This is a genomic window from Desulfocicer niacini (genome assembly GCF_054657595.1).
In genome coordinates, this window is record NZ_BAAHYK010000070.1 from 1 (window position 1) to 18,799 (window position 18,799).

19 protein-coding genes are annotated in these 18,799 nt (G+C 48.1%); 14 read left to right on the top strand and 5 right to left on the bottom strand.

The window, feature by feature from the left end; translation table 11 throughout:
* Positions 1-200: 200 nt before the first annotated feature.
* The 14 genes from ACYQ2M_RS23020 (at position 201) to ACYQ2M_RS23085 (ending at position 15,569) form a co-directional block, all read left to right on the top strand.
* Positions 201-1,049 (top strand): LysR substrate-binding domain-containing protein, encoded by an 849-nt coding sequence (locus ACYQ2M_RS23020; RefSeq protein WP_459918745.1) that lies wholly within the window; start codon positions 201-203, stop codon positions 1,047-1,049.
* Between the two features lie 84 nt (positions 1,050-1,133).
* Positions 1,134-2,090, top strand: coding sequence for an aminoglycoside phosphotransferase family protein (locus tag ACYQ2M_RS23025; protein WP_459918746.1), 957 nt, complete (start codon positions 1,134-1,136; stop codon positions 2,088-2,090).
* Positions 2,075-3,070: an ABC transporter ATP-binding protein gene (locus tag ACYQ2M_RS23030; protein WP_459918747.1), complete on the top strand. Its 996-nt coding sequence runs from the start codon at positions 2,075-2,077 to the stop codon at positions 3,068-3,070. Before ACYQ2M_RS23025 ends, ACYQ2M_RS23030 begins: the two co-directional genes overlap by 16 nt.
* A 168-nt stretch (positions 3,071-3,238) precedes the next feature.
* On the top strand, positions 3,239-4,447 hold the full coding sequence (locus tag ACYQ2M_RS23035; RefSeq protein WP_459918748.1) for an ABC transporter substrate-binding protein: 1,209 nt from the start codon (positions 3,239-3,241) through the stop codon (positions 4,445-4,447).
* Positions 4,448-5,299 (top strand): ABC transporter permease, encoded by an 852-nt coding sequence (locus ACYQ2M_RS23040; protein ID WP_459918749.1) that lies wholly within the window; start codon positions 4,448-4,450, stop codon positions 5,297-5,299.
* A complete protein-coding gene (locus ACYQ2M_RS23045; protein ID WP_459918750.1) occupies positions 5,296-6,078 on the top strand; it encodes an ABC transporter permease in 783 nt (260 codons plus the stop codon). The genes ACYQ2M_RS23040 and ACYQ2M_RS23045 overlap by 4 nt, the downstream gene beginning before the upstream one ends.
* Before the next feature lie 169 nt (positions 6,079-6,247).
* Complete coding sequence (locus ACYQ2M_RS23050) at positions 6,248-6,922, top strand: TIGR04283 family arsenosugar biosynthesis glycosyltransferase (RefSeq protein WP_459918751.1); 675 nt, start codon at positions 6,248-6,250, stop codon at positions 6,920-6,922.
* Between the two features lie 242 nt (positions 6,923-7,164).
* Positions 7,165-7,827 (top strand): TIGR04282 family arsenosugar biosynthesis glycosyltransferase, encoded by a 663-nt coding sequence (locus ACYQ2M_RS23055; RefSeq protein ID WP_459918752.1) that lies wholly within the window; start codon positions 7,165-7,167, stop codon positions 7,825-7,827.
* Between the two features lie 356 nt (positions 7,828-8,183).
* Positions 8,184-9,572, top strand: a complete 1,389-nt coding sequence (pstC, locus tag ACYQ2M_RS23060; RefSeq protein ID WP_459918753.1) for a phosphate ABC transporter permease subunit PstC — start codon at positions 8,184-8,186, stop codon at positions 9,570-9,572.
* Positions 9,565-10,992, top strand: a complete 1,428-nt coding sequence (pstA, locus tag ACYQ2M_RS23065; RefSeq protein ID WP_459918754.1) for a phosphate ABC transporter permease PstA — start codon at positions 9,565-9,567, stop codon at positions 10,990-10,992. The genes pstC and pstA overlap by 8 nt, the downstream gene beginning before the upstream one ends.
* A 201-nt stretch (positions 10,993-11,193) precedes the next feature.
* Entirely contained in the window at positions 11,194-12,255 is a 1,062-nt protein-coding gene (locus ACYQ2M_RS23070; protein WP_459918755.1) for a PstS family phosphate ABC transporter substrate-binding protein, read from the top strand.
* A gap of 162 nt (positions 12,256-12,417) precedes the next feature.
* Positions 12,418-13,266, top strand: coding sequence for a phosphate ABC transporter ATP-binding protein PstB (gene pstB, locus ACYQ2M_RS23075; RefSeq protein ID WP_459918756.1), 849 nt, complete (start codon positions 12,418-12,420; stop codon positions 13,264-13,266).
* A gap of 26 nt (positions 13,267-13,292) precedes the next feature.
* Entirely contained in the window at positions 13,293-13,451 is a 159-nt protein-coding gene (locus ACYQ2M_RS23080) for a PhoU domain-containing protein (RefSeq protein WP_459918757.1), read from the top strand.
* A 210-nt stretch (positions 13,452-13,661) separates the two neighbouring features.
* Positions 13,662-15,569 (top strand): methyl-accepting chemotaxis protein, encoded by a 1,908-nt coding sequence (locus ACYQ2M_RS23085; RefSeq protein WP_459918758.1) that lies wholly within the window; start codon positions 13,662-13,664, stop codon positions 15,567-15,569.
* Positions 15,570-15,647: 78 nt separating this feature from the next.
* On the opposite strand, the gene ACYQ2M_RS23090 is transcribed toward ACYQ2M_RS23085, so the two are convergent.
* Genes ACYQ2M_RS23090 through ACYQ2M_RS23110 form a run of 5 tightly spaced genes read right to left on the bottom strand, consistent with a single transcriptional unit; the run spans position 15,648 to position 18,743 of the window.
* Positions 15,648-15,887 carry a hypothetical protein gene (locus ACYQ2M_RS23090; protein ID WP_459918759.1) on the bottom strand — a complete coding sequence of 80 codons (240 nt, stop codon included), beginning with the start codon at positions 15,885-15,887 and terminating at the stop codon, positions 15,648-15,650.
* A complete protein-coding gene (locus ACYQ2M_RS23095; RefSeq protein ID WP_459918760.1) occupies positions 15,884-16,279 on the bottom strand; it encodes a hypothetical protein in 396 nt (131 codons plus the stop codon). Before ACYQ2M_RS23095 ends, ACYQ2M_RS23090 begins: the two co-directional genes overlap by 4 nt.
* Before the next feature lie 9 nt (positions 16,280-16,288).
* Positions 16,289-16,687, bottom strand: coding sequence for a hypothetical protein (locus ACYQ2M_RS23100; protein WP_459918761.1), 399 nt, complete (start codon positions 16,685-16,687; stop codon positions 16,289-16,291).
* Entirely contained in the window at positions 16,684-17,736 is a 1,053-nt protein-coding gene (locus ACYQ2M_RS23105) for a prolipoprotein diacylglyceryl transferase family protein (RefSeq protein ID WP_459918762.1), read from the bottom strand. The genes ACYQ2M_RS23100 and ACYQ2M_RS23105 overlap by 4 nt, the downstream gene beginning before the upstream one ends.
* Complete coding sequence (locus tag ACYQ2M_RS23110; protein WP_459918763.1) at positions 17,736-18,743, bottom strand: phosphatidylserine decarboxylase; 1,008 nt, start codon at positions 18,741-18,743, stop codon at positions 17,736-17,738. The genes ACYQ2M_RS23105 and ACYQ2M_RS23110 overlap by 1 nt, the downstream gene beginning before the upstream one ends.
* Positions 18,744-18,799 lie beyond the last annotated feature (56 nt).

The following is an 18,799-nucleotide window of genomic DNA, read 5'->3' on the forward strand; positions in this document are numbered from 1 at the left end:
ACGAACATCGAAAGTTGAGTTAATATTATTCATAATGTCTCCTTATGTTTCAGTTTTATGTGTTGAAGCATCGCTGATAAAATAACGAAATTTAATATTTATAAAAACGTGTGCTCTATCCTTGACTGATAAATTATATTTGATAGTATTATTAGCCCAATGAATAGTTTTGATGTGAATCATCACAAAAAGTTGCCATTATGAATTTACAGATAGATTATCTGAAAACGTTTATTGCCCTGGCCGAGACCAAAGGTTTTACCAAGGCTGGGGTTCAGGTTAATAAGTCCCAGTCCGCCGTGAGCATGCAGATAAAACGCCTTGAGGATGAAGTGGGAAAGAAGCTGTTTCAACGCATTGGAAAAACAGTGAAACCCACACCCGAAGGCAATATCCTGCTCAAGCACGCCATGAGAATTATAAAAGAGCACGATGATGCCATTCGGGCGTTGTCAAAACCGGATCTTGAGGGCTTTGTAAGGTTTGGTGCACCGGAGCATTACACCATCGGCGTGCTGCCCCGGCTGCTGGCAAAATTTGCCCAAGCCTATCCCGATGTGGTGCTCCAGATGCGCTGTGAAAACAGTGATGTGATTAAGGATGCCGTTGATACGGGGGAGCTGGATCTTGGCATCTGTACCCAGATCAGTGACGGCGGCCAGGTGATCTCCCATGATCCGGTGGTCTGGGTGGCTGATTCCGGATTTGTACTTCAGGATCATAAAACAGTATCCGTTGCCGTGTTTGAAGAGGGCTGCATTTTCCGCACCTGGGCCATTGAGGCATTGGAAAGGGCGGGGATACGCTACAGGATCGTATATGTCAGCCGCTGCATATCAGGCCTTATCGATGTGGTTCGATCCGGTTTTGCCGTGGCTCCCATCATTCGCAGCAATGCCCCCCCGGATCTCAAGCTCGTTGAGCTTGGGGACGGGCTGCCGGTGCTGCCGGTCTCCAACATCGTTCTTCACAAGACCAGAAAGGTGACGTCGGAAATCATCGAATGTTTTTCAGACCATATCATCCAGGCCTTCGGGGAGAAGGTATAGCATCTGACCCGTTGCCCCTTAAATTGTGACCGGCCCTCCACTATGACCACTCACTGAATGTACCACTGTCGGGTATGAGAAAATATGAATAGAAATAAAAAATTCGCCTGCATTGCACAGATTATCATGGATAATAGATGGCTTGATAACGTGGATGATGTCTCTTTTCTGGCGGCAGGAGAATACAATGAAAATTATCTTGTCATTGCAGGTCAACAAAAATATGTCTTTCGCATCAACCATGGCACCCAGTTGGGCCAGGCTGATCAGATTAGGTATGAATATAGGGTGTTAAAGGCGGTTGAACCATCCGGGGTGACCCCTAAACCCAGGTATGTGGCATCGGACACGGCCCTGGGGGGGGTGCTGCTCATGGAGTTTATCCCCGGCGGCCAATTTGAATTTTACAGGGATCTTGATAAGGTACCCCCCGTCTTTGCCGCCATCCATAAGCTTCCCATATCCGGGCAACTGGTGTCCCAGAAAGATCCCATGGGAGATATTGCCCGGGAAAGCCTTGGGCTTATACAGAGATTTCCCCACCATCCCTTGAAAAGGCTGAAGCAATTGCTGCTGGATTACCATGAAAAAATTTTGCAGCTAAGGCAGCAGCACCAGACTCTGTTTGACCGTGAGTCTCTTTGCATAGTCAACACCGAGGTGAATTCAGGTAATTTCATCGTACAGGACGACAAGGCCTTTCTGGTGGACTGGGAAAAGGCTGTTGTCTCATGCCGGTACCAGGATCTTGCACATTTTATTATTCCCACCACCACCCTGTGGAAGTCTAATTTCAGATTTTCTCCGGAAGGCAGGCTGGGCTTTCTGAAGCATTATCATGGCCTGATATCTCCGGAGATTTCCTTTGATGAACTGGAATTTAAAACATCCATACTGGAGAAAACCATCATCTTGAGGGCTTTAAGCTGGTGCTTCATGGCCCATGTGGAGTATACCCGCCAGGATAGGATCTTAAAAGACCGGAACACCTTTAAAAAAATTCAAGACTACATGGAAAATATGGAATGTTTTTTGAAATAAAAAACCTGAATAAAACATTTGGAGGCAAGGTGTTGTTGAAAAATATCTCCTTTGGGGCTGAAAAAGGCGATATCATCTCCTTTGTGGGACCTTCGGGTGTGGGAAAAACCACCCTGCTTAAAATGATTGCAGGACTGGAACAACCAGATTCCGGAGAAATTTTATTTTCCGACACCCAAAACGGTAAAAATCCTGCAGTCATGGTGTTTCAGGATTTCATGCTATTTCCTAATATGACGGTTTTTGATAATATTGCCTTTGGCTTGAGGGCTGCCAGAATAGATAAAGACACAATTAAAACAAAAGTAAACGAAATGCTTGCCTGTTTCCAGATCAGAGAGAAGCGCAACCAGTATCCCAAAGCCTTGAGCGCCGGTCAGCAGCAGCGGGTGGCCATTGCCAGGGCCATGGTCATCAACCCTTCCATCCTGCTTTTGGATGAACCCTTTGCCAACCTTGACAAAAACCTTAAAGGGGAGACTGCCTCATTTATTCACCATACCCAGAAACGGTTTAACACTACCACCATAGCCGTTATGCATGACCAGGAGGAGGCCTTTCATATGTCCGACAAGATCGGGGTGATGCTCGACGGTGAACTGGTGCAGATTGACAAGGTAAGCCGGATCTATCATGCTCCCATATCCATCAGGGCAGCATCCTTTTTGGGACAGGTGAATATTCTTACGCAGGAGGCTGCCCAGAAGATGGATATGGTACAGGGGTTGGATTTTGACAGGTATTGCTACTATTTCAGGGCCGAAGCCGTCACCATGTCCTTCAATCCAAAGGGTAAGTGGAAAATTGCACAAATCATTTTCTTTGGCGCGAATATCAGCTATCATATAAAAAATGACAATTTTAGTTTTCATGTGAACAGTCTTAATAATCACTTTAAATCAGGAGATGCGGTGGATATCACAATTGACAGGCTCCTGAAAGAACCGTTGAAAGAAAATGGGGTCAGGCTTGGCTTATAGGCGTGATTGACGGCAAACCATTGTTGATTTTTTCTCCGTAGATAATGCCACCAATGCATTTCTGCCCTCAACCCAGAGTAGCCGGGTTCGTGTTCAAGTCCCTGACAATGCAGCCCTGAACCTTGTGTTTATGAAAATATTGATTATCTAGTATTATAGGAGCGTTAAATGAAAAGATCTGGTCTATGTCTGGTGTTGATTTGTCTACTTTTTTCCTGTAATCCGAAAACCCCCGAACAGAGTGTATTGTCTTACGATCAGGCCCTGGAAAAAGCCCGGGGCACCACCGTTAATTTTTATATGTGGGGCGGTTCTGCCACCATCAACAAATGGGTGGAAGGATATGTGGCAAAAACCCTTGAAGAAAAATACAAGATCTCACTTCATATGGTGCCCATGGATGCTGCGGTGTTTGTGAATAAACTGCTCACGGAAAAGCAGGCAGGGAAAACAAACGGCACCATTGATGTGATGTGGATCAATGGGGAAAATTTTAAAAATGCCCGGGAAGCGGATCTGCTGTATGGTCCGGTGGCGAATAAACTCCCCAATTTTAAAAACTATATTGATCCGGGTACGGTTGCCTCGGATTTTGGTTTCCCCGTTGACAATTATGAAGTCCCATATGGCAAGGCCCAGTTCGTTTTTATCCATGACAGTGCCAAGATTCAGTCCCCTCCTGAAAGTTTTGCAGCACTAAAACAGTGGATTATTTCCCATCCTGGAAGATTCAGCTATCCACAGCCCCCTGATTTCACAGGTTCAGCTTTCATCCGACAGGCTTTTTATGCCGTCACCGGTGGGTATGAACAGTACATGAAAGGGTTTGATGAAGACCTGTATTTAAAAAAATCCCCGGCACTGTGGGCATACTTAAATGAAATAAAACCCTATCTTTGGCAGCAGGGAAGGTCATATCCCAAAAATGTTACGGCATTGGGGCTTCTGTTTGAAAGGGGGGAGGTGGACATGAACATGTCCTACCACCAGGCCTATGCCTCAAGCAAGATCATGGAGGGAAAATACCCCCCCACTGTGAGAACCTTTGTGATGAAGGAAGGTGCCATCTACAACAACCATTTCACGGCCATTGCCTTTAATACCTCCAACATTGCCGGGGCCATGGTGGTTACCAATTTTTTGCTGTCTCCTGAAGCCCAGCTCTCAAAGAATAACCCCGAAAACTGGGGAGATTTTACTGTGCTGGACATGAAAAAGCTGGAACCCGCAGACCGCAAGGCTTTTGATGACCTTGATCTGGGAGATGCTACGCTTGCCCTTGACGTGTTGAACCAACATGGGGTTCCAGAAATTCCGGCAGATTATCTGACACGGCTTGAAAACGACTGGAGCCGATTTGTGCTGGAAAAAGAATAGATGAAACCCTGCTTCAAATTGTTGCCTGCATTGATTCCCTTTGTGCTGTTTTTTGCAGGCGGAATCTTGATGACGCTTTGTCAGTCATTGGGTATGTTGAATCCCCTGGTACATTATGATTCCATATGGACGGCCTATAAAATAATCTTTACCCATGGTCATTTTATGCTATCCATCTTGTTTTCCTTTTATGTGGCCCTTGTCTCCGGGGTGATCTCCACTGTTTTGGGAACCCTGCTGGCCTATGGATTGTGGCATCTTCCCGGGGGGTTGCAGGATAAAGCCGTGATATATAAAATCCCCATTGTGCTTCCTCACATTGCCGTTGCCTTTATCACCATGATTTTTCTCAGCCGGTCGGGCATTATTTCATCGCTTTGTTATCAACTGGGTATTATTTCAGCCCTGGAGCAGTTTCCCAACCTGATTTTCAGTCGGTATGGTATGGGGGAAATTCTTGCCTATGTTTTCAAAGAGACTTCCTTTGCGGCATTGATGGGCATGTCTGTTTTGCTAAAATTTGACAAGCGCTATATCCAGACAGCCCGGCAGCTGGGGGCAGGGGAGGTACGCATCTTTACAAGTGTGGTGCTGCCCCATTTGAAGGAGATTCTCACCACCACCTTTTTGATTCTGTTCATTTACAGTTTCGGGGCCTTTGAAATCCCCTATATCCTGGGCAGCAGCACCCCGGGGATGCTCAGCCTGCAGGTGTACGATTATTATTTCCGTCATGATCTTTCCCAGCGGCCCGTGGCCATGGCGTTGCTTGTGATTCTGTTTTTGATTTCATCGGTGGTGACCTTCCTCTATTTTCAGATTTACAACAGGCTGGACAAGGGGAAGGCTTGAATAAACACACACTGAAGGTGGTTTGGCTCTGGTTTGTTTTTTTGTTTCCCCTGCTGGTGCTGGTGCTTTACAGTTTTGCCGGGCAGTGGGCTTTCCCTTCTCTACTGCCGGAAACCATGAACTTTCGGACTTTCATTTATCTGAAAGAGAATGCAGGACAGATTCTCGCCCACATCACCTCCTCTTTTTTTTATTCCTCCCTTGCAGTGATACTTTCCATCATCTATTCCCTGCTGCCGGCTGAATACTTGAGCCGCCATGATTTTAAGGGGAAAAAAATCGTTGAAAGCCTGTTGCTGGCCCCGGCCGTGCTGCCGGTGATGACTTTTTCCGTTGGTGTACATCTGATATTTATTCGATTGGGGCTTGCCGATACCCATCTGGGGGTGGCCCTGATCCTTTCCGTTTACAGCTATCCCTATATGTTAAGGGCCTTGATGTCCGGTTATAAAACCATTCATCCCGATGCCCTTGTGTGCGCCGGAAATCTGGGGGCAGGCTTCTGGCAGATTCTCTGGGAAATTGAGATCCCCATGCTGCTTCCGGCCTTGACCGCCGGGGCATCCATAGTGTTTCTGGTGGCATTTTCAGATTATTTTTTGGTGTTCCTTATAGGCGGGGGAGCCGTGCCGTCCTATTCCGGGTATCTGTTTCCTTTTCTCAACTCCGCGGACTGGTCCCTGGCTTCGGGGTTGACCCTGGTGTTTATTATTGTACCCATTTTACTTTTTCTGGTTCTGGATTTGACGATCATCCGGCTTTATCGTAAATGGCTTTAACGGCCATGGGCTGGTTTTGATGGCTGTGTCGCTGTGATGTCAGGCCTGGTAAAATCTGAAGAAAGAAAAATTCATGTTGCATTGTGGGCTTTTTGCCTTTGATATCGAAATTTTTGGTATGTCGATGGGGTCGGCAACGCAACATGATCCAAAAGGAAAAGAGACTGAGATGTTGATTTCCATTATTATTCCGGTGCTGTACGAACAAGAGATTCACCTTTTTCTGGCAGATCTTTTTGAAAAAACAGCTAAAGAGCGTGTGGAGATCATTCTTGTGGATGGTGATCCCATGGGATCTACCCATGCCTTGATATCTGATCAAAGGGTTAAAAAAATAATATCACCCAGGGGACGTGCCATTCAGCAGAATCAAGGGGCAGAAAATGCCACTGGTGATGTGTTGGTTTTTCTCCATGCCGATACCCTGCTGCCCCATGGGTTTTGCCGGTTGATCCGAAACACCATCCATGCCGGATGTTCCGGTGGTGCCTTTGATCTCTCCATTGATTCGCCTCATCCCTTTTTAAAGATGGTATCCCGGGTGGCATCCCTTCGTTCCCGGATAACCGGGATACCCTATGGGGATCAGGCGATCTTTGTCACCCGGGAGCTTTTTTTTTATATCCAGGGCTTTCCTGAAATGCCGCTTATGGAAGACATTGCCCTGATGCAGAAGATTAAAAAATCCCAGGCCTGCTTTAAAATTCTGCCCCACAGGGTGCGCACCTCTGCCAGAAAATGGATGAAGGACGGGATGATCTATACCAGCCTTCGGAATCCTTTACTGGCATTTTTATTTTATATGGGGGTTTCCCCCCGGGTGCTGGTTAAATTTTATTATTAAATCGGCATTCATCGTATGGTCTACAAAATAGTATGCATTTTTTTAAGGAACCGGTCTTAAATAAATTGCCCATTTTGCTATAGCCAGGAGCGCGGATGTCTCGTTCGCATATCCGCAAGTATTGTAAAAATCTGGACGAGAGGTCCGAGTTCCCAGGTAGGGCTATTGCGCTGGAAAGTGTAAATCGAGAATGAAATATGAAACTGCAACCCAGGCCCGACCCCATGGCCTGCTGGAGGGATATGAAAAACCTGCTGATCATATTTATTAAATATCCGGAACCTTACCGGGTAAAAACAAGGCTTGGCCGGGAGATAGGGCACGTAAAGGCCGCACAATTATATGAAAAAATGGTCATAAACCAGATATCAGATCTGAACTGTGACCATTATGATCTGGCATTTTATGTGGATGATCGCCATGATATTGCGTCATATAAAGAGAAATTTGGTGAAGATGATGCCTATTTTTATCAGAGAGGTTTGGATCTTGGAGAAAGAATGTGCAGGGCCATCACCGAGTCGTTCCAGCGCAACTATTCAAGAGTCATATTGATGGGAAGCGACATTCCCCTGGTGGATGCATCTGATGTACGTTGTTTTTTCAGCCATCTTCACACAGCCGGGATGATCATTGGGCCTGCCATTGATGGCGGTTATTATATGATAGGATTCCATAGGAAAACAGATGTTACGCCTTTATTCCAAAACATTGCCTGGAGTTCTTGCAGTGTCTTTCAGGATACAATTGCCAATGCCGCACACTTGAAGGTTCATGTTGAAAAAGTCTGGTTTGATATTGATACTCAACAAGACCTTGAGATCTATAATAATCTGCTGGCTGAAGGTAAAACATATTCCGGGGCAGGGAGCACAGACATTTGTTCTTTGTATGCCTTACGTTGACCCCACGCCCATGTTGTTAACAAACCCGGGCTTGTCTATCTGCCATGAAATTATTACTGCTGCCCAATCCCATGAATATAGACTATCTACAATGATTTTGTTTTTTTGTATCGCCCATTTAAGGGAAGGGCAGCTTTGTGTCGCAGGTACGCTTCTTCATTGTCTTGCAGGCAGTATGGGCATGAAAAAATCAACATAGTTACCTTAAAATAGGCCTTTGAAGGCAATTAGCAGTTTTTTTCGGTCTTGAAAACAAGCCATCCAATTCTAATATAACCTTAATCAATTCCTAACAAATTGAATGTATTGTTCGCCCAATGATATTTTTTTTGAAATTCAAAAAAAAGAGGAGCGAAGTGACACCATTCAATCTGTTAATCGGGCTGTTGATGCTATCCACCCTGGGATTTTACCTGGGTAAAAAACAGGCATTCTCAGTGGGTGAAAAGGGCGACGGTCCATCAATACTGCACTCCCGTCCTGTCTATTACGGAGCATTGACGGCGCTGTGGTGCGCTGTCCCTGCCGTGATTGTTTTTTCCATCTGGCTCATGTCCGAGTCGGGTATTATCATGGACATGGTGATTTCCGGGTTACCCGATGGTATCCGTAACCTGCCGCCGGATCGACTGAACCTGATCCTCAATGATATTAAAAATCTGGTTAACGGAAATATCGTCTCCGGGGACGTGGATGCGGTTATGCGTGCGGCTGCCGATCATTATATTCATCTTCGGCAGGTTAGCCGGGGGGCCATGGGTGTTATTGTCACCGTCATTGCCATGGGGGGGATTGTTGGGGTGTGGAAGCTGATTTCACCCGAGTTGCGGGCCAGAAATCATGTTGAGCAGGTGGTGCGTTATCTTCTCATGGCCTGTTCCGCCGTGGCGATTCTTACCACCATCGGCATTGTTCTGTCTGTGTTGTACGAGGCCATCCGTTTTTTTAAAATGATTCCCCTGACTGAATTTGTTTTCGGTCTGGACTGGAGTCCCCAGATGGCCATCAGGGCAGATCAGGTGGGCTCCTCCGGCGCTTTCGGCTCCATACCGGTTTTTACCGGAACCCTGCTGATCTCCACCATTGCCATGGCCGTGGCTGTCCCCATCGGTCTCATGTCCGCCATATATCTTTCCGAGTATGCCAATCGCCGTTTCCGGGCGGTGGTCAAACCCCTTCTTGAAATCCTGGCAGGTATTCCCACAGTGGTGTACGGTTTTTTTGCAGCCCTTGTGGTAGCACCTCTTATTCGCAATGCCGGTGCCGATTTGGGATTGAATGTCTCGTCCGAGAGTGCCCTTGCCGCAGGCCTTGTCATGGGTATCATGATTATCCCATTTGTCTCCTCTCTTTCCGATGATGTTATAAATGCCGTACCCCAGTCCTTGAGGGATGGTGCCTACGGCCTAGGCTCCACACAGTCGGAAACCATAAGAAAAGTGGTGATCCCGGCGGCCCTTCCCGGCATCGTCGGCGGCGTGCTGCTTGCGGTTTCCCGGGCCATTGGCGAGACCATGATTGTGGTGATGGCTGCAGGACTTGCAGCCAATCTTACGGCCAATCCTTTAAAAACGGTGACCACGGTGACGGTGCAGATCGTCACTTTGCTGGTGGGGGATCAGGAGTTTGACAGCCCCAAAACCCTGGCGGCCTTTGCCCTGGGGTTGATGCTTTTTGTGGTGACCTTGGTACTCAATGTAATCGCTTTATATGTCGTTAGAAAGTACAGGGAGCAATATGAGTAAGCAAATGGTACTGACAACTGGAAATCAGATCCTTACAGGTGTTGTTGAAAATGATGCCGGGTATGCAGATGTAAACCTCTCTGGAAGTGCATCAATGAAGACAGACAAGGCATCAGCCTCTACAGCAGGAGGGTGTTCCCAGTCGGACACCAAACATTCAAAAATAAAAACCATTGATATTGTCCAGCAGGGGCTTGGACGAAGGTACAGGTCTGAGAGGCGATTCAAATTTCTGGGATTGATGGCCATTGTGGTGAGTCTTGTGTTTCTTGGCATTCTTTTTATCTCCATTTTTGGTAACGGGTACACTGCGTTTCAACAGACAGCAGTGAAGCTGAGCATATTTCTGGACCCGGGCGGTTTGAACCCCCATAACCTTGCAAGGGCAGATTACCAGGGAATGGTGAAAAAGACCTTTCGTGAGATGTTCCCCGAGGTGGAAAACAGGCGGGATCGAAAAAAATTATACGGCATGGTCAGCTCCGGAGCATCTTTTGAGTTGCTTGATTACGTGAAAGCCCATCCCGAAGATATCGGTAAAACCGTAGAGTTGTGGGTACCGGCCGATGATGATGTTGACATGCTCATGAAAGGGCATATCTCAAGAGAAGGAAAAGAGAGCGATCGCCGCATGGACGATATGCAGATCGCCTGGGTGGATCGCTTGATGGAAGAAAAACGCATCAAAAAGCGGTTTAACACCACCTTTTTTACGTCAGGGGACTCCAGGGAACCAGAGCTTGCCGGTGTATGGGGAGCCACCTGCGGTTCTTTTTTCACCCTTATGATCACCCTGCTTCTTTCGTTTCCCATGGGGGTGGGCGCCGCCATATATCTTGAAGAGTTTGCCCCTAAAAACTGGATCACCGACATTATTGAGGTGAATATTAACAACCTTGCGGCAGTGCCGTCCATCGTGTTTGGCCTGCTGGGGCTTGCCATGTTTTTAAATATCTTGGGGCTGCCACGCTCTGCACCCCTTGTGGGGGGGCTTGTGCTGACACTCATGACCCTTCCAACGATTATTATCTCAGGACGTGCCGCATTGAAATCGGTTCCCCCTTCCATCCGGGAGGCAGCACTGGGTATCGGGGCATCCAAAACCCAGATGGTCATGCACCATGTGCTGCCCCTGGCCCTTCCCGGCATGCTCACCGGAACTATCATCGGCATGGCCCAGGCACTGGGGGAGACAGCACCGCTTCTTATGATCGGTATGGTGGCCTTTATCGTTGATATCCCCGGTGGATTTACAGATCCGTCTACGGTACTGCCTGTACAGATATTTCTGTGGGCGGACAGTCCCGAGCGGGCATTTTTGGAAAAAACATCGGCGGCAATCATGATCCTTTTAATGTTTCTGGTCACCATGAATGCACTGGCCGTATTTCTTAGAAAGAAGTTTGAAAGGCGTTGGTAGTCTTTGTAATCACCTGATTTCAGAATTACGCATCCTGGGGATGCCATTGAGCTCTGCTCTCCGGGATATATAGCCTTGATGTTAACCTTGATTGAACAGTCGTTTTATTGAACAAAACCGGGCTCACAATTCAGCGGTGCTGACTTCCCTTTGGGTGGTCATTGATGGATGGAGCTCCATATTAATGAACAAGGAGAAAAAATGAAAAAAACATTAGTAACCCTCATGGCCCTGACCTTTATTGCAGGCATGGGCATCGGTAACGTATCTGCAGGAGCCTCAAGAGATTATATCTCGATTGTGGGCTCATCCACAGTTTATCCGTTTGCCACGGTTGTGGCCGAGCAGTTTGGAAAATCCACTGAATTCAAGACCCCCAAGATTGAGTCCACCGGTTCAGGTGGAGGCCATAAACTTTTCGGCGCAGGCGTGGGCGTACAGTATCCTGATATCACCAATTCCTCCAGGAGAATTAAAAAGTCCGAGCTGGAAAAGGCCATGAGTAACGGGGTCACCGAGATTATTGAGGTGAAGATCGGTTATGACGGCATCGTGGTTGCAAACGCCAAAGCCGCCGCTCCCATGAGGCTTTCAAGAAAAGATCTTTACAAGGCCCTGGCAGCCAGAGTGCCCAACCCCGATGGAACCGAAACCCTGGTTCTTAATCCTTACAGAACCTGGAAGGACGTAAACCCCAACCTTCCCGATATCGCCATTGAAGTTCTTGGCCCCCCGCCCACATCCGGTACAAGGGATGCGTTTGTGGAACTGGCCATGGAGGCCGGTGCAAAGAATTATCCGTTCATAAAAGCCATGAAAAAGAAGGATAAGAAAGCCTACAAGGCGGTCTGCCACACTATCCGTGAAGACGGAGCCTATATCGAGGCCGGTGAAAACGATAACCTGATCGTCCAGAAACTCCAAGCCAATCCCCTGGCTCTGGGTATCTTCGGGTTCAGTTTTCTTGATCAGAATACCGATAAAATTCAGGGTTCTTTTATCGATGGCGTGCAGCCCACCTTTGATGCCATTGCTGACGGAGAATATCCCGTATCCCGTCCCCTGTTTTTTTATGTGAAAAAAGCTCATGTGGAGAAAATTCCCGGTATCAAGGCTTTCCTTGCTGAGTTCACCAGCGAAAAAGCCTGGGGCACCGACGGTTATCTTGCCGATAAAGGCCTGATTCCCATGCCCGACGCGGAAAGAAAACAGTTCAGTGACGCCGTGAAAAATCTTGTACCCATGAAACTTTCAGATCTCTGATTCAGGCTTGCGTTTAAGTATGATGAAAATTTCTGAATTTTCGAGTTAACACCTGATGACGATCCGGTTTTTTTACTGAAGTAAACTGCCGGTGCCCGGTCCTGCGAATTCTTAGCCAAGAATTAAGCAAGGACCGGGCAAAAATTTAAAACGGAATATATCATGGTTGAAAAGATGCCCGGGATAAATGGCCGGGAGCATTTGGTTGAAAGAGGAACCCGGGCAACAGTCGGTGAAAAAACCGTCAGTAATCCCAAGATTAGATGTGAAAATGTTTACGTCTATTATGATAACGGTGAAAAGCCTGCCATAAAAGATGTTTCCCTTGACATAGGTGACAAGGAAGTGATTGCCCTGATCGGACCCTCCGGGTGCGGAAAATCAACCTTTTTAAGGTGTCTGAACCGCATGAACGATACCATTGAGGGATGCCAGGTCAAGGGCAATGTCCTGCTTGAAGGTAACAATATATATGAAAAAAAAGTGGATGTGGTGCCTTTGAGGGCCAGGGTGGGCATGGTCTTTCAAAAGCCCAACCCCTTTCCCAAATCCATTTACGAGAACATCTCCTATGGTCCCAGGATACACGGCCTGGTCCAGCACAGGGATGAAACCGATGAACTTGTGGAAAAATCCCTTAAGAGGGCAGGTCTCTGGAGTGAGGTCAAGGACCGTCTGGATCAGCCGGGGACAGGCCTGTCCGGTGGCCAGCAGCAGAGGCTGTGCATTGCACGTACCATTGCCGTCAACCCCGAGGTGATTCTGATGGATGAGCCGTGCTCTGCCCTTGATCCCATCGCCACGGCCATCATTGAAGACCTGATTGACGAATTAAGAAAAGATTACGCCATTGCCATCGTAACCCATTCCATGCAGCAAGCATCCCGGGTCTCCCAGAGAACCGCCTATTTTCATTTGGGTGATTTAATTGAGATCGGTCCCACGGACCAGATTTTTCTCAATCCCCTGCACCAGCTCACCCATGATTACATCACCGGACGTTTTGGATGATCTGAACATATCCCAAGGAGTGACGCATGCAACCCCATTTCCACATTGAAATCTTTGCCGGACGTCAACCCCTGGCCCAGGATCTAAGGCATATATTGACTTCTATGAAAATCAGCCATGAACTTGAGCGCATTGCCTTGGCCGGACATCTTTCGTCTTATCGGCCTGTCCATATCAAAGCTTGAAATACACCCCCGGATTTGAGGTGTATTTCATTAACCGCCACCGGCAGACCTCATTGGGTCTTATCTACCTGCCCACAACAACGCCTGGGGGTGTTTCAAGATAATTTGCAACAAAATCGTCAATAATGCAAGCCTGAGCCAGCACGAAAACGCTGATAACCAAAGTTGAGTCAATAACAGAATTTAAATTCGGTATTTCAGGAGTCTGAAATGATTTCCCTCACGGATGTATCTGGCATTGCCCGCTTGAATGCCGGGCTGGGTTTAAGAATAAAAATGATTCTGGGAGCCTTTTTACTTATTCTGGTTCCCCTTTCGGTCATGGGTTATCTTACCAGCACTAGAGCCACAAAAGCCATGGAAGATGTGGGGACAACCCAGTCGTTACGCATTGCAGGCAGCCTTGCCACCACCGTTGAACGGGTAGTAAATGAGCAGAAACTTATCTGTCGCGGCATGGCCAGTGGATATAGCAGTTTTGGGGGCATGGACATCAGGTTTTACGGCGGCCTGGGAATTGATGAACTCACAGAAAAACGGGTTAACGAGAGCCTGCTGAAAAATATTCAAGCCCTGGGCGATCAGTGCGAAGGTCTTTTTCTCGGCACAGATAAAGGTGATCTGTTTGCCGGAGTTACCGCCTCCGGAGATACACCGTACAAGGGGATGTCAGTGGCACAGACCGACTGGTTTGCCGCGGTCAGGGATAACGGCACCATTGCCATAGGTGATGTCACTGCCTCGGATATGAATAAGAATCCGGTTATAACCTTCTGTGCGCCTGTTTTTGACAAACGCAATAATTTTGCCGCTGTTTTCGGCATGCAGGTTCGGCTGGATTCCATTATTTCCATTGTGTCAACTATCCGTATGGGCGAAAGCGGGTATGCATTTCTGGTGGACCGGGAGGGATTGATCCTGGGCCATCCTGATAAACACAACGTGCTGAACCTTCAGATTAAAGCCGTTCCCGGTATGGAACAGATATCACAATCCATGATTGCCGGAGAAACCGGCGTAATTGATTATGTTTATGGCTCAAAGACAAAGGTTGCAGGATTTGCTCCGGTGCCTTTTAAAAAATGGAGTATTGCCGTCACCCAGGACAGGGACGAGTTCATGGCCGTGGCCATGGGGATCAGAAATGACAATCTGATCTTTGGCGGTGTTTTCATTTTCATCTCCCTTGTGGTTGCTTTTTTTATGGCTTCCACCATATCAGAACCCGTCAAGGGGACCGTAACCAGGGTACAGGCCGAGGCAGACCAGATCGTCATGGCTTCCAGGGAGTTTGAGGCTTCCAGCCAGAGCCTTGCAGCCGGAGCCTCCATCCAGACGATTTCCATCGAGAACACCCGGGACTCCCTGTCAAAAATGACTTGTGCAATTCATACCAATACCCATGATGCCGCCAGAGCCGATGAATTTATGCAGAGAACCAATGCCGTTGCAGACGAAGCCAAGGTAAAGATGGAGGCCCTTACCGGTTCCATAGCTCATATTGCACAATCAAGTAAAAAAACAGGTAAAATCGTCAAGAACATTGATAAGATTGCTTTTCAGACAAATATTCTGGCATTGAACGCTGCCGTTGAAGCTGCCCGGGCAGGAGAAGCCGGTGCCGGGTTTTCCGTGGTGGCCGAAGAGGTCCGCGCCCTGGCCCAGAGGACGGCCGCATCAGCCCGTGAAACCGCCTCATTGATCAAAGAAACATCCCAGCGGATAAATGATGGTGCATTGGTTGTTGACGAGGCACGGGATGCCTTCAACCAGGTGATGGAGTCGGCAGGCCAGGTCGGTGAACTTCTCAGGGCAATTGCCCAATCATCCAGAAAGCAGGCCGATGATGTTGAACGGGTAAACACAGAAGTGGGGCAGATGAGTGAGGTGGTGCACCGGAATGCCTCTGCCGCTGAAGAGTCAGCATCCGCCTCGGAGCTGCTTCGTCGTAAGGCATTTCATATGCAGGCGTTGCTCTCCGACATGGTTACCCTTGTGGTGGGCACGGCATCTAAAAGACAATTGCCTGATGATGGGCCCCGGGGGGTAGACGAAGATACTTATTTTAACGCCGTCTCCTCAGAATACATTCTTCCTGAAAAAGCGCACCGAGGCTGACAAACCAATCCCATTATAAGTCCACACAAGCCTGATTCCGTCTGCCAATCAATTGTGGCGGCTGGTTCATGTTCAGAGCTAGCCCATTTTTTTGAAGTCCGGGGGAATACGTCCGTTAAAATAATCACAGGCCTTGTAGTACAGCAGATCTTCAACCCACAATTTAAAGTGCCGGGGATCCTGGCGGATTTTTTGAACAAAATTAAGGGGCCGGGTAACTAAATCCACCACCGGAGCCATGAGTTCAGATGGATCCCGGAAGCACTTCCAGTCGCACTGTCGGCATGGCATGGCGTTAACCGTCCATGGATGGGTCATATTCCATATTTTCCCAAAATTATCTTTGCCCCGGAAACCGCAGGGAAATAGATCCCCGGTTTTTGAATCCATAAAAAAAAGTTGATCCCGCCTTGGCATGGGGCGGAAAATTCGGAAATAGATCCACCGGTATTTTCGTAATTCCTGATGAGGGCGTTGAGGGATGCCCGGGGAGTGAAAATCCTTATCCGGCTTCTGAACCCGGGGATGGTGTCTCTCAGGGCCTTGAAGATCATTTTCTTTTCTCGACGGGTAAACCTTACGATGTGGTCGGTGGCGGTGGCCTGATAAACGGTTTTAAGCTGGGAGTTTTCTGAATCGGCACTCATGGGATAACAGGCATTTACAATGGTGAAACCCATGCCGTCCACAAGCCTGTCAAAGCCGCGCATGAGACCGGCTTATGGTTTTTGCATGGCAGTTCTGCAAAGTTTTCGCATCATGTTGAAGGTAAGAATAAGGATAATTGCAGCCAGAGCCAGCAATACCGGGCGGGAGGAGGTGTTTTTACCGGCCCACAATGCGTATCCATAGGGGGCAGTGGTGCAGAAAAAAGTAATGATTCCCCATTTTATCATGTGAAGGAAGGGGGCCGTATTTTTTCCCATGCCGGAAATCAGTACCTCCCATCCCATGATATAGCCCGGAATGGTCACCACATCCAGAAAGAAAAAGAGCCATGGGTTAATGCCGGATTTCAGCATCAGATCATGGGCCAGGATAATTTTGATGGTATCGTACAACAGCAGTGCCACCATGGAGCTGTTTCTGTTGATCCTGATGACTCGCTGGGAGATCAAATTTTGTCTTCCTGGACATGAAAACTTATTTCCGCACCTGTAACCGAACTCCTGCCGGTGAAAACAAAGGATACAAGCCATATTCCCTCCATGGCAAGGATCGTCCATGGCGAGCCTATCATGGCCATGGAGCGGTAAAGAACAGGGGCCGTATTGCCGTTTTCCGGAAAAGCCATGGTGATGCAAAGCGCAAAGATAACGGTAGCCGCCGCCATCACCTGATAGGGCGTTATCTTGAAATTCCCCCTGAAATCCGCCCGGAAAAATTCAGAAACAATCCGCCACGCCTGTGTGATGACAAGGGTTTCCACAAGGGCTGCACCAAAGTAACAGTTGAGAAAAAGCAGGGTGCCCGCAAGTGCGCTGATACAGTATATGATGGCGGTGATGACCTGAATGGGAATCACCTTTTTGCCATCCAGCCCCGAGGCATATGCGATTTTTTTTGTTTTTCCGTGAAATACCAGGCACTGTTTTTTCATCACCCTTTGCATCCATGGACTGCAGTGATCAAGTGGTTTACCATAGCAGCAGCCGAAACTCAGGCACGCCAGACGTCCCAGGCCTTCACCAAAAGCGTAGGCAATGGATATGGCCGAAAGCATCAGGGTGGCATTAAGGGGGGTACCCTTTGTCAGGGCGGGTATCATGTTCATGAGCCATATAAGAAATGGAGATGCAAGCATTCCCACAAACACGGCCCCGCCCACGGTGAGGGTCCCGCTCTTTTTTTCCACAATCCTGGCAACAAGGCTTGATGCAGGCATGCACACGGCCAGGAGCAGAACTATGAACGTTGCCGTACCGGCCAGGGGAAGCCCTGAGGAGGTGGTAAGAATCAGGAAAATGAAAACGGCAAAGGTGTAGGCATTGGCGCTTAATACCCCGTAATAGGTGAGGTTCAATCCCCGCCGTTTACCGGGGGATGTGACGGCACCGGGGATGACCGCCAAGATCTGCCATTTTTCTCCGGGAAGGTGTTTTACCCCCCACCATATGGAGACCCCGAGCACAAGGCCGATTGAAAAGATAAAGATAAACTGATCCATTATTTGGCCCTTCCCATGTTTTCTCTCAGGTGAATTTCCGTTTCCACCAGTGGATGGTTGAAATGATGGCTGAAACGGCTTTTTACATCCTGTCTGTTCCTGTTTGCCAGAAGATCGCGGCAAAATTTACATCGATCCTGCTGGAAAATGATAACGGTGGTGGAACTGCCAGGCCGGAAAAGACTTTTGGGCTGCCCTGCCTTTATGAAAAGACCTGGAGTCACGTTTACCGGATCATCGTACCTTTTGTGGCTGTAGCATTGCCGGATGTTTCCGATCATTAGGGCCACAATTTCGATCATGGCCACAAATCCCATGCCGGTTCCATCTTTCACGTCGGTGTCAATTATTGTAACCACCCGCCGGTTTTTGGACATGGGGGTCACCGCCTGGACCACCGCTCCCGGGTTGCACGAATGGTATTGACCGTTGATTTCGTATATGTCAACCACTCGGCCGGATACGGGGGCATGATTATAGTGGTACTTGTCCGGGGTTAACCGGAATACGGCGTAATCTCCACCCTGGAAAGCCTCCAGCCATTTTTCCTTGTCATGGCTTATAAGTTCGGTGAACGAAAAGAATTTTTCCTTTATGAAAAGGCTGGACATCGCCTTGAACGAGCCCATCAACATCCGGGCATCGGCCGGAGATACCACGGCTCCGGGTTCGTTTGACATGGGTCTTGCCTGCCAGTAACGGATCTGCCTTTCAAATATTTTGCGATAGGATGTAAGGGATTCAACGGGGGTGTACAGCTCTTTTGGGGAGATGCCGAGTTTTTTGAGCACTGCCCCCGGTTTTGTACCCATTTGCGCCAGGGGAAAATCATAATTTAAAAAACCCAGCATCCGGGAAACCCTTTGGGACAAAATCTGGTTGAACAGAAAGGGTATGTTTTCCCTTATGGTTGAGTAGAGGGTCTGTACCACGGCATCAGCGAAGAGGGCTTCCGTCCTGACGGCTGCGGTGGATCTTTCGATGTATTGATGGGCTATGGTACTCATGCGTGAAGGTTTCCTGGTATTCTGGTTTTTTTATATGAAAAGGTAGCCTTCAAGTC

Bases quoted from the DNA above. Each gene is read 5' to 3' on its own strand.
- ACYQ2M_RS23020 (WP_459918745.1), top strand. From the start codon at position 201: ATGAATTTACAGATAGATTATCTGAAAACGTTTATTGCCCTGGCCGAG.
- ACYQ2M_RS23025 (WP_459918746.1), top strand. From the start codon at position 1,134: ATGAATAGAAATAAAAAATTCGCCTGCATTGCACAGATTATCATGGAT.
- ACYQ2M_RS23030 (WP_459918747.1), top strand. From the start codon at position 2,075: ATGTTTTTTGAAATAAAAAACCTGAATAAAACATTTGGAGGCAAGGTG.
- ACYQ2M_RS23035 (WP_459918748.1), top strand. From the start codon at position 3,239: ATGAAAAGATCTGGTCTATGTCTGGTGTTGATTTGTCTACTTTTTTCC.
- ACYQ2M_RS23040 (WP_459918749.1), top strand. From the start codon at position 4,448: ATGAAACCCTGCTTCAAATTGTTGCCTGCATTGATTCCCTTTGTGCTG.
- ACYQ2M_RS23050 (WP_459918751.1), top strand. From the start codon at position 6,248: ATGTTGATTTCCATTATTATTCCGGTGCTGTACGAACAAGAGATTCAC.
- ACYQ2M_RS23055 (WP_459918752.1), top strand. From the start codon at position 7,165: ATGAAAAACCTGCTGATCATATTTATTAAATATCCGGAACCTTACCGG.
- pstA (WP_459918754.1), top strand. From the start codon at position 9,565: ATGAGTAAGCAAATGGTACTGACAACTGGAAATCAGATCCTTACAGGT.
- ACYQ2M_RS23070 (WP_459918755.1), top strand. From the start codon at position 11,194: ATGAAAAAAACATTAGTAACCCTCATGGCCCTGACCTTTATTGCAGGC.
- pstB (WP_459918756.1), top strand. From the start codon at position 12,418: ATGGTTGAAAAGATGCCCGGGATAAATGGCCGGGAGCATTTGGTTGAA.
- ACYQ2M_RS23080 (WP_459918757.1), top strand. From the start codon at position 13,293: ATGCAACCCCATTTCCACATTGAAATCTTTGCCGGACGTCAACCCCTG.
- ACYQ2M_RS23085 (WP_459918758.1), top strand. From the start codon at position 13,662: ATGATTTCCCTCACGGATGTATCTGGCATTGCCCGCTTGAATGCCGGG.
- ACYQ2M_RS23090 (WP_459918759.1), bottom strand. From the start codon at position 15,887: ATGACCCATCCATGGACGGTTAACGCCATGCCATGCCGACAGTGCGAC.
- ACYQ2M_RS23095 (WP_459918760.1), bottom strand. From the start codon at position 16,279: ATGCGCGGCTTTGACAGGCTTGTGGACGGCATGGGTTTCACCATTGTA.
- ACYQ2M_RS23105 (WP_459918762.1), bottom strand. From the start codon at position 17,736: ATGGATCAGTTTATCTTTATCTTTTCAATCGGCCTTGTGCTCGGGGTC.
- ACYQ2M_RS23110 (WP_459918763.1), bottom strand. From the start codon at position 18,743: ATGAGTACCATAGCCCATCAATACATCGAAAGATCCACCGCAGCCGTC.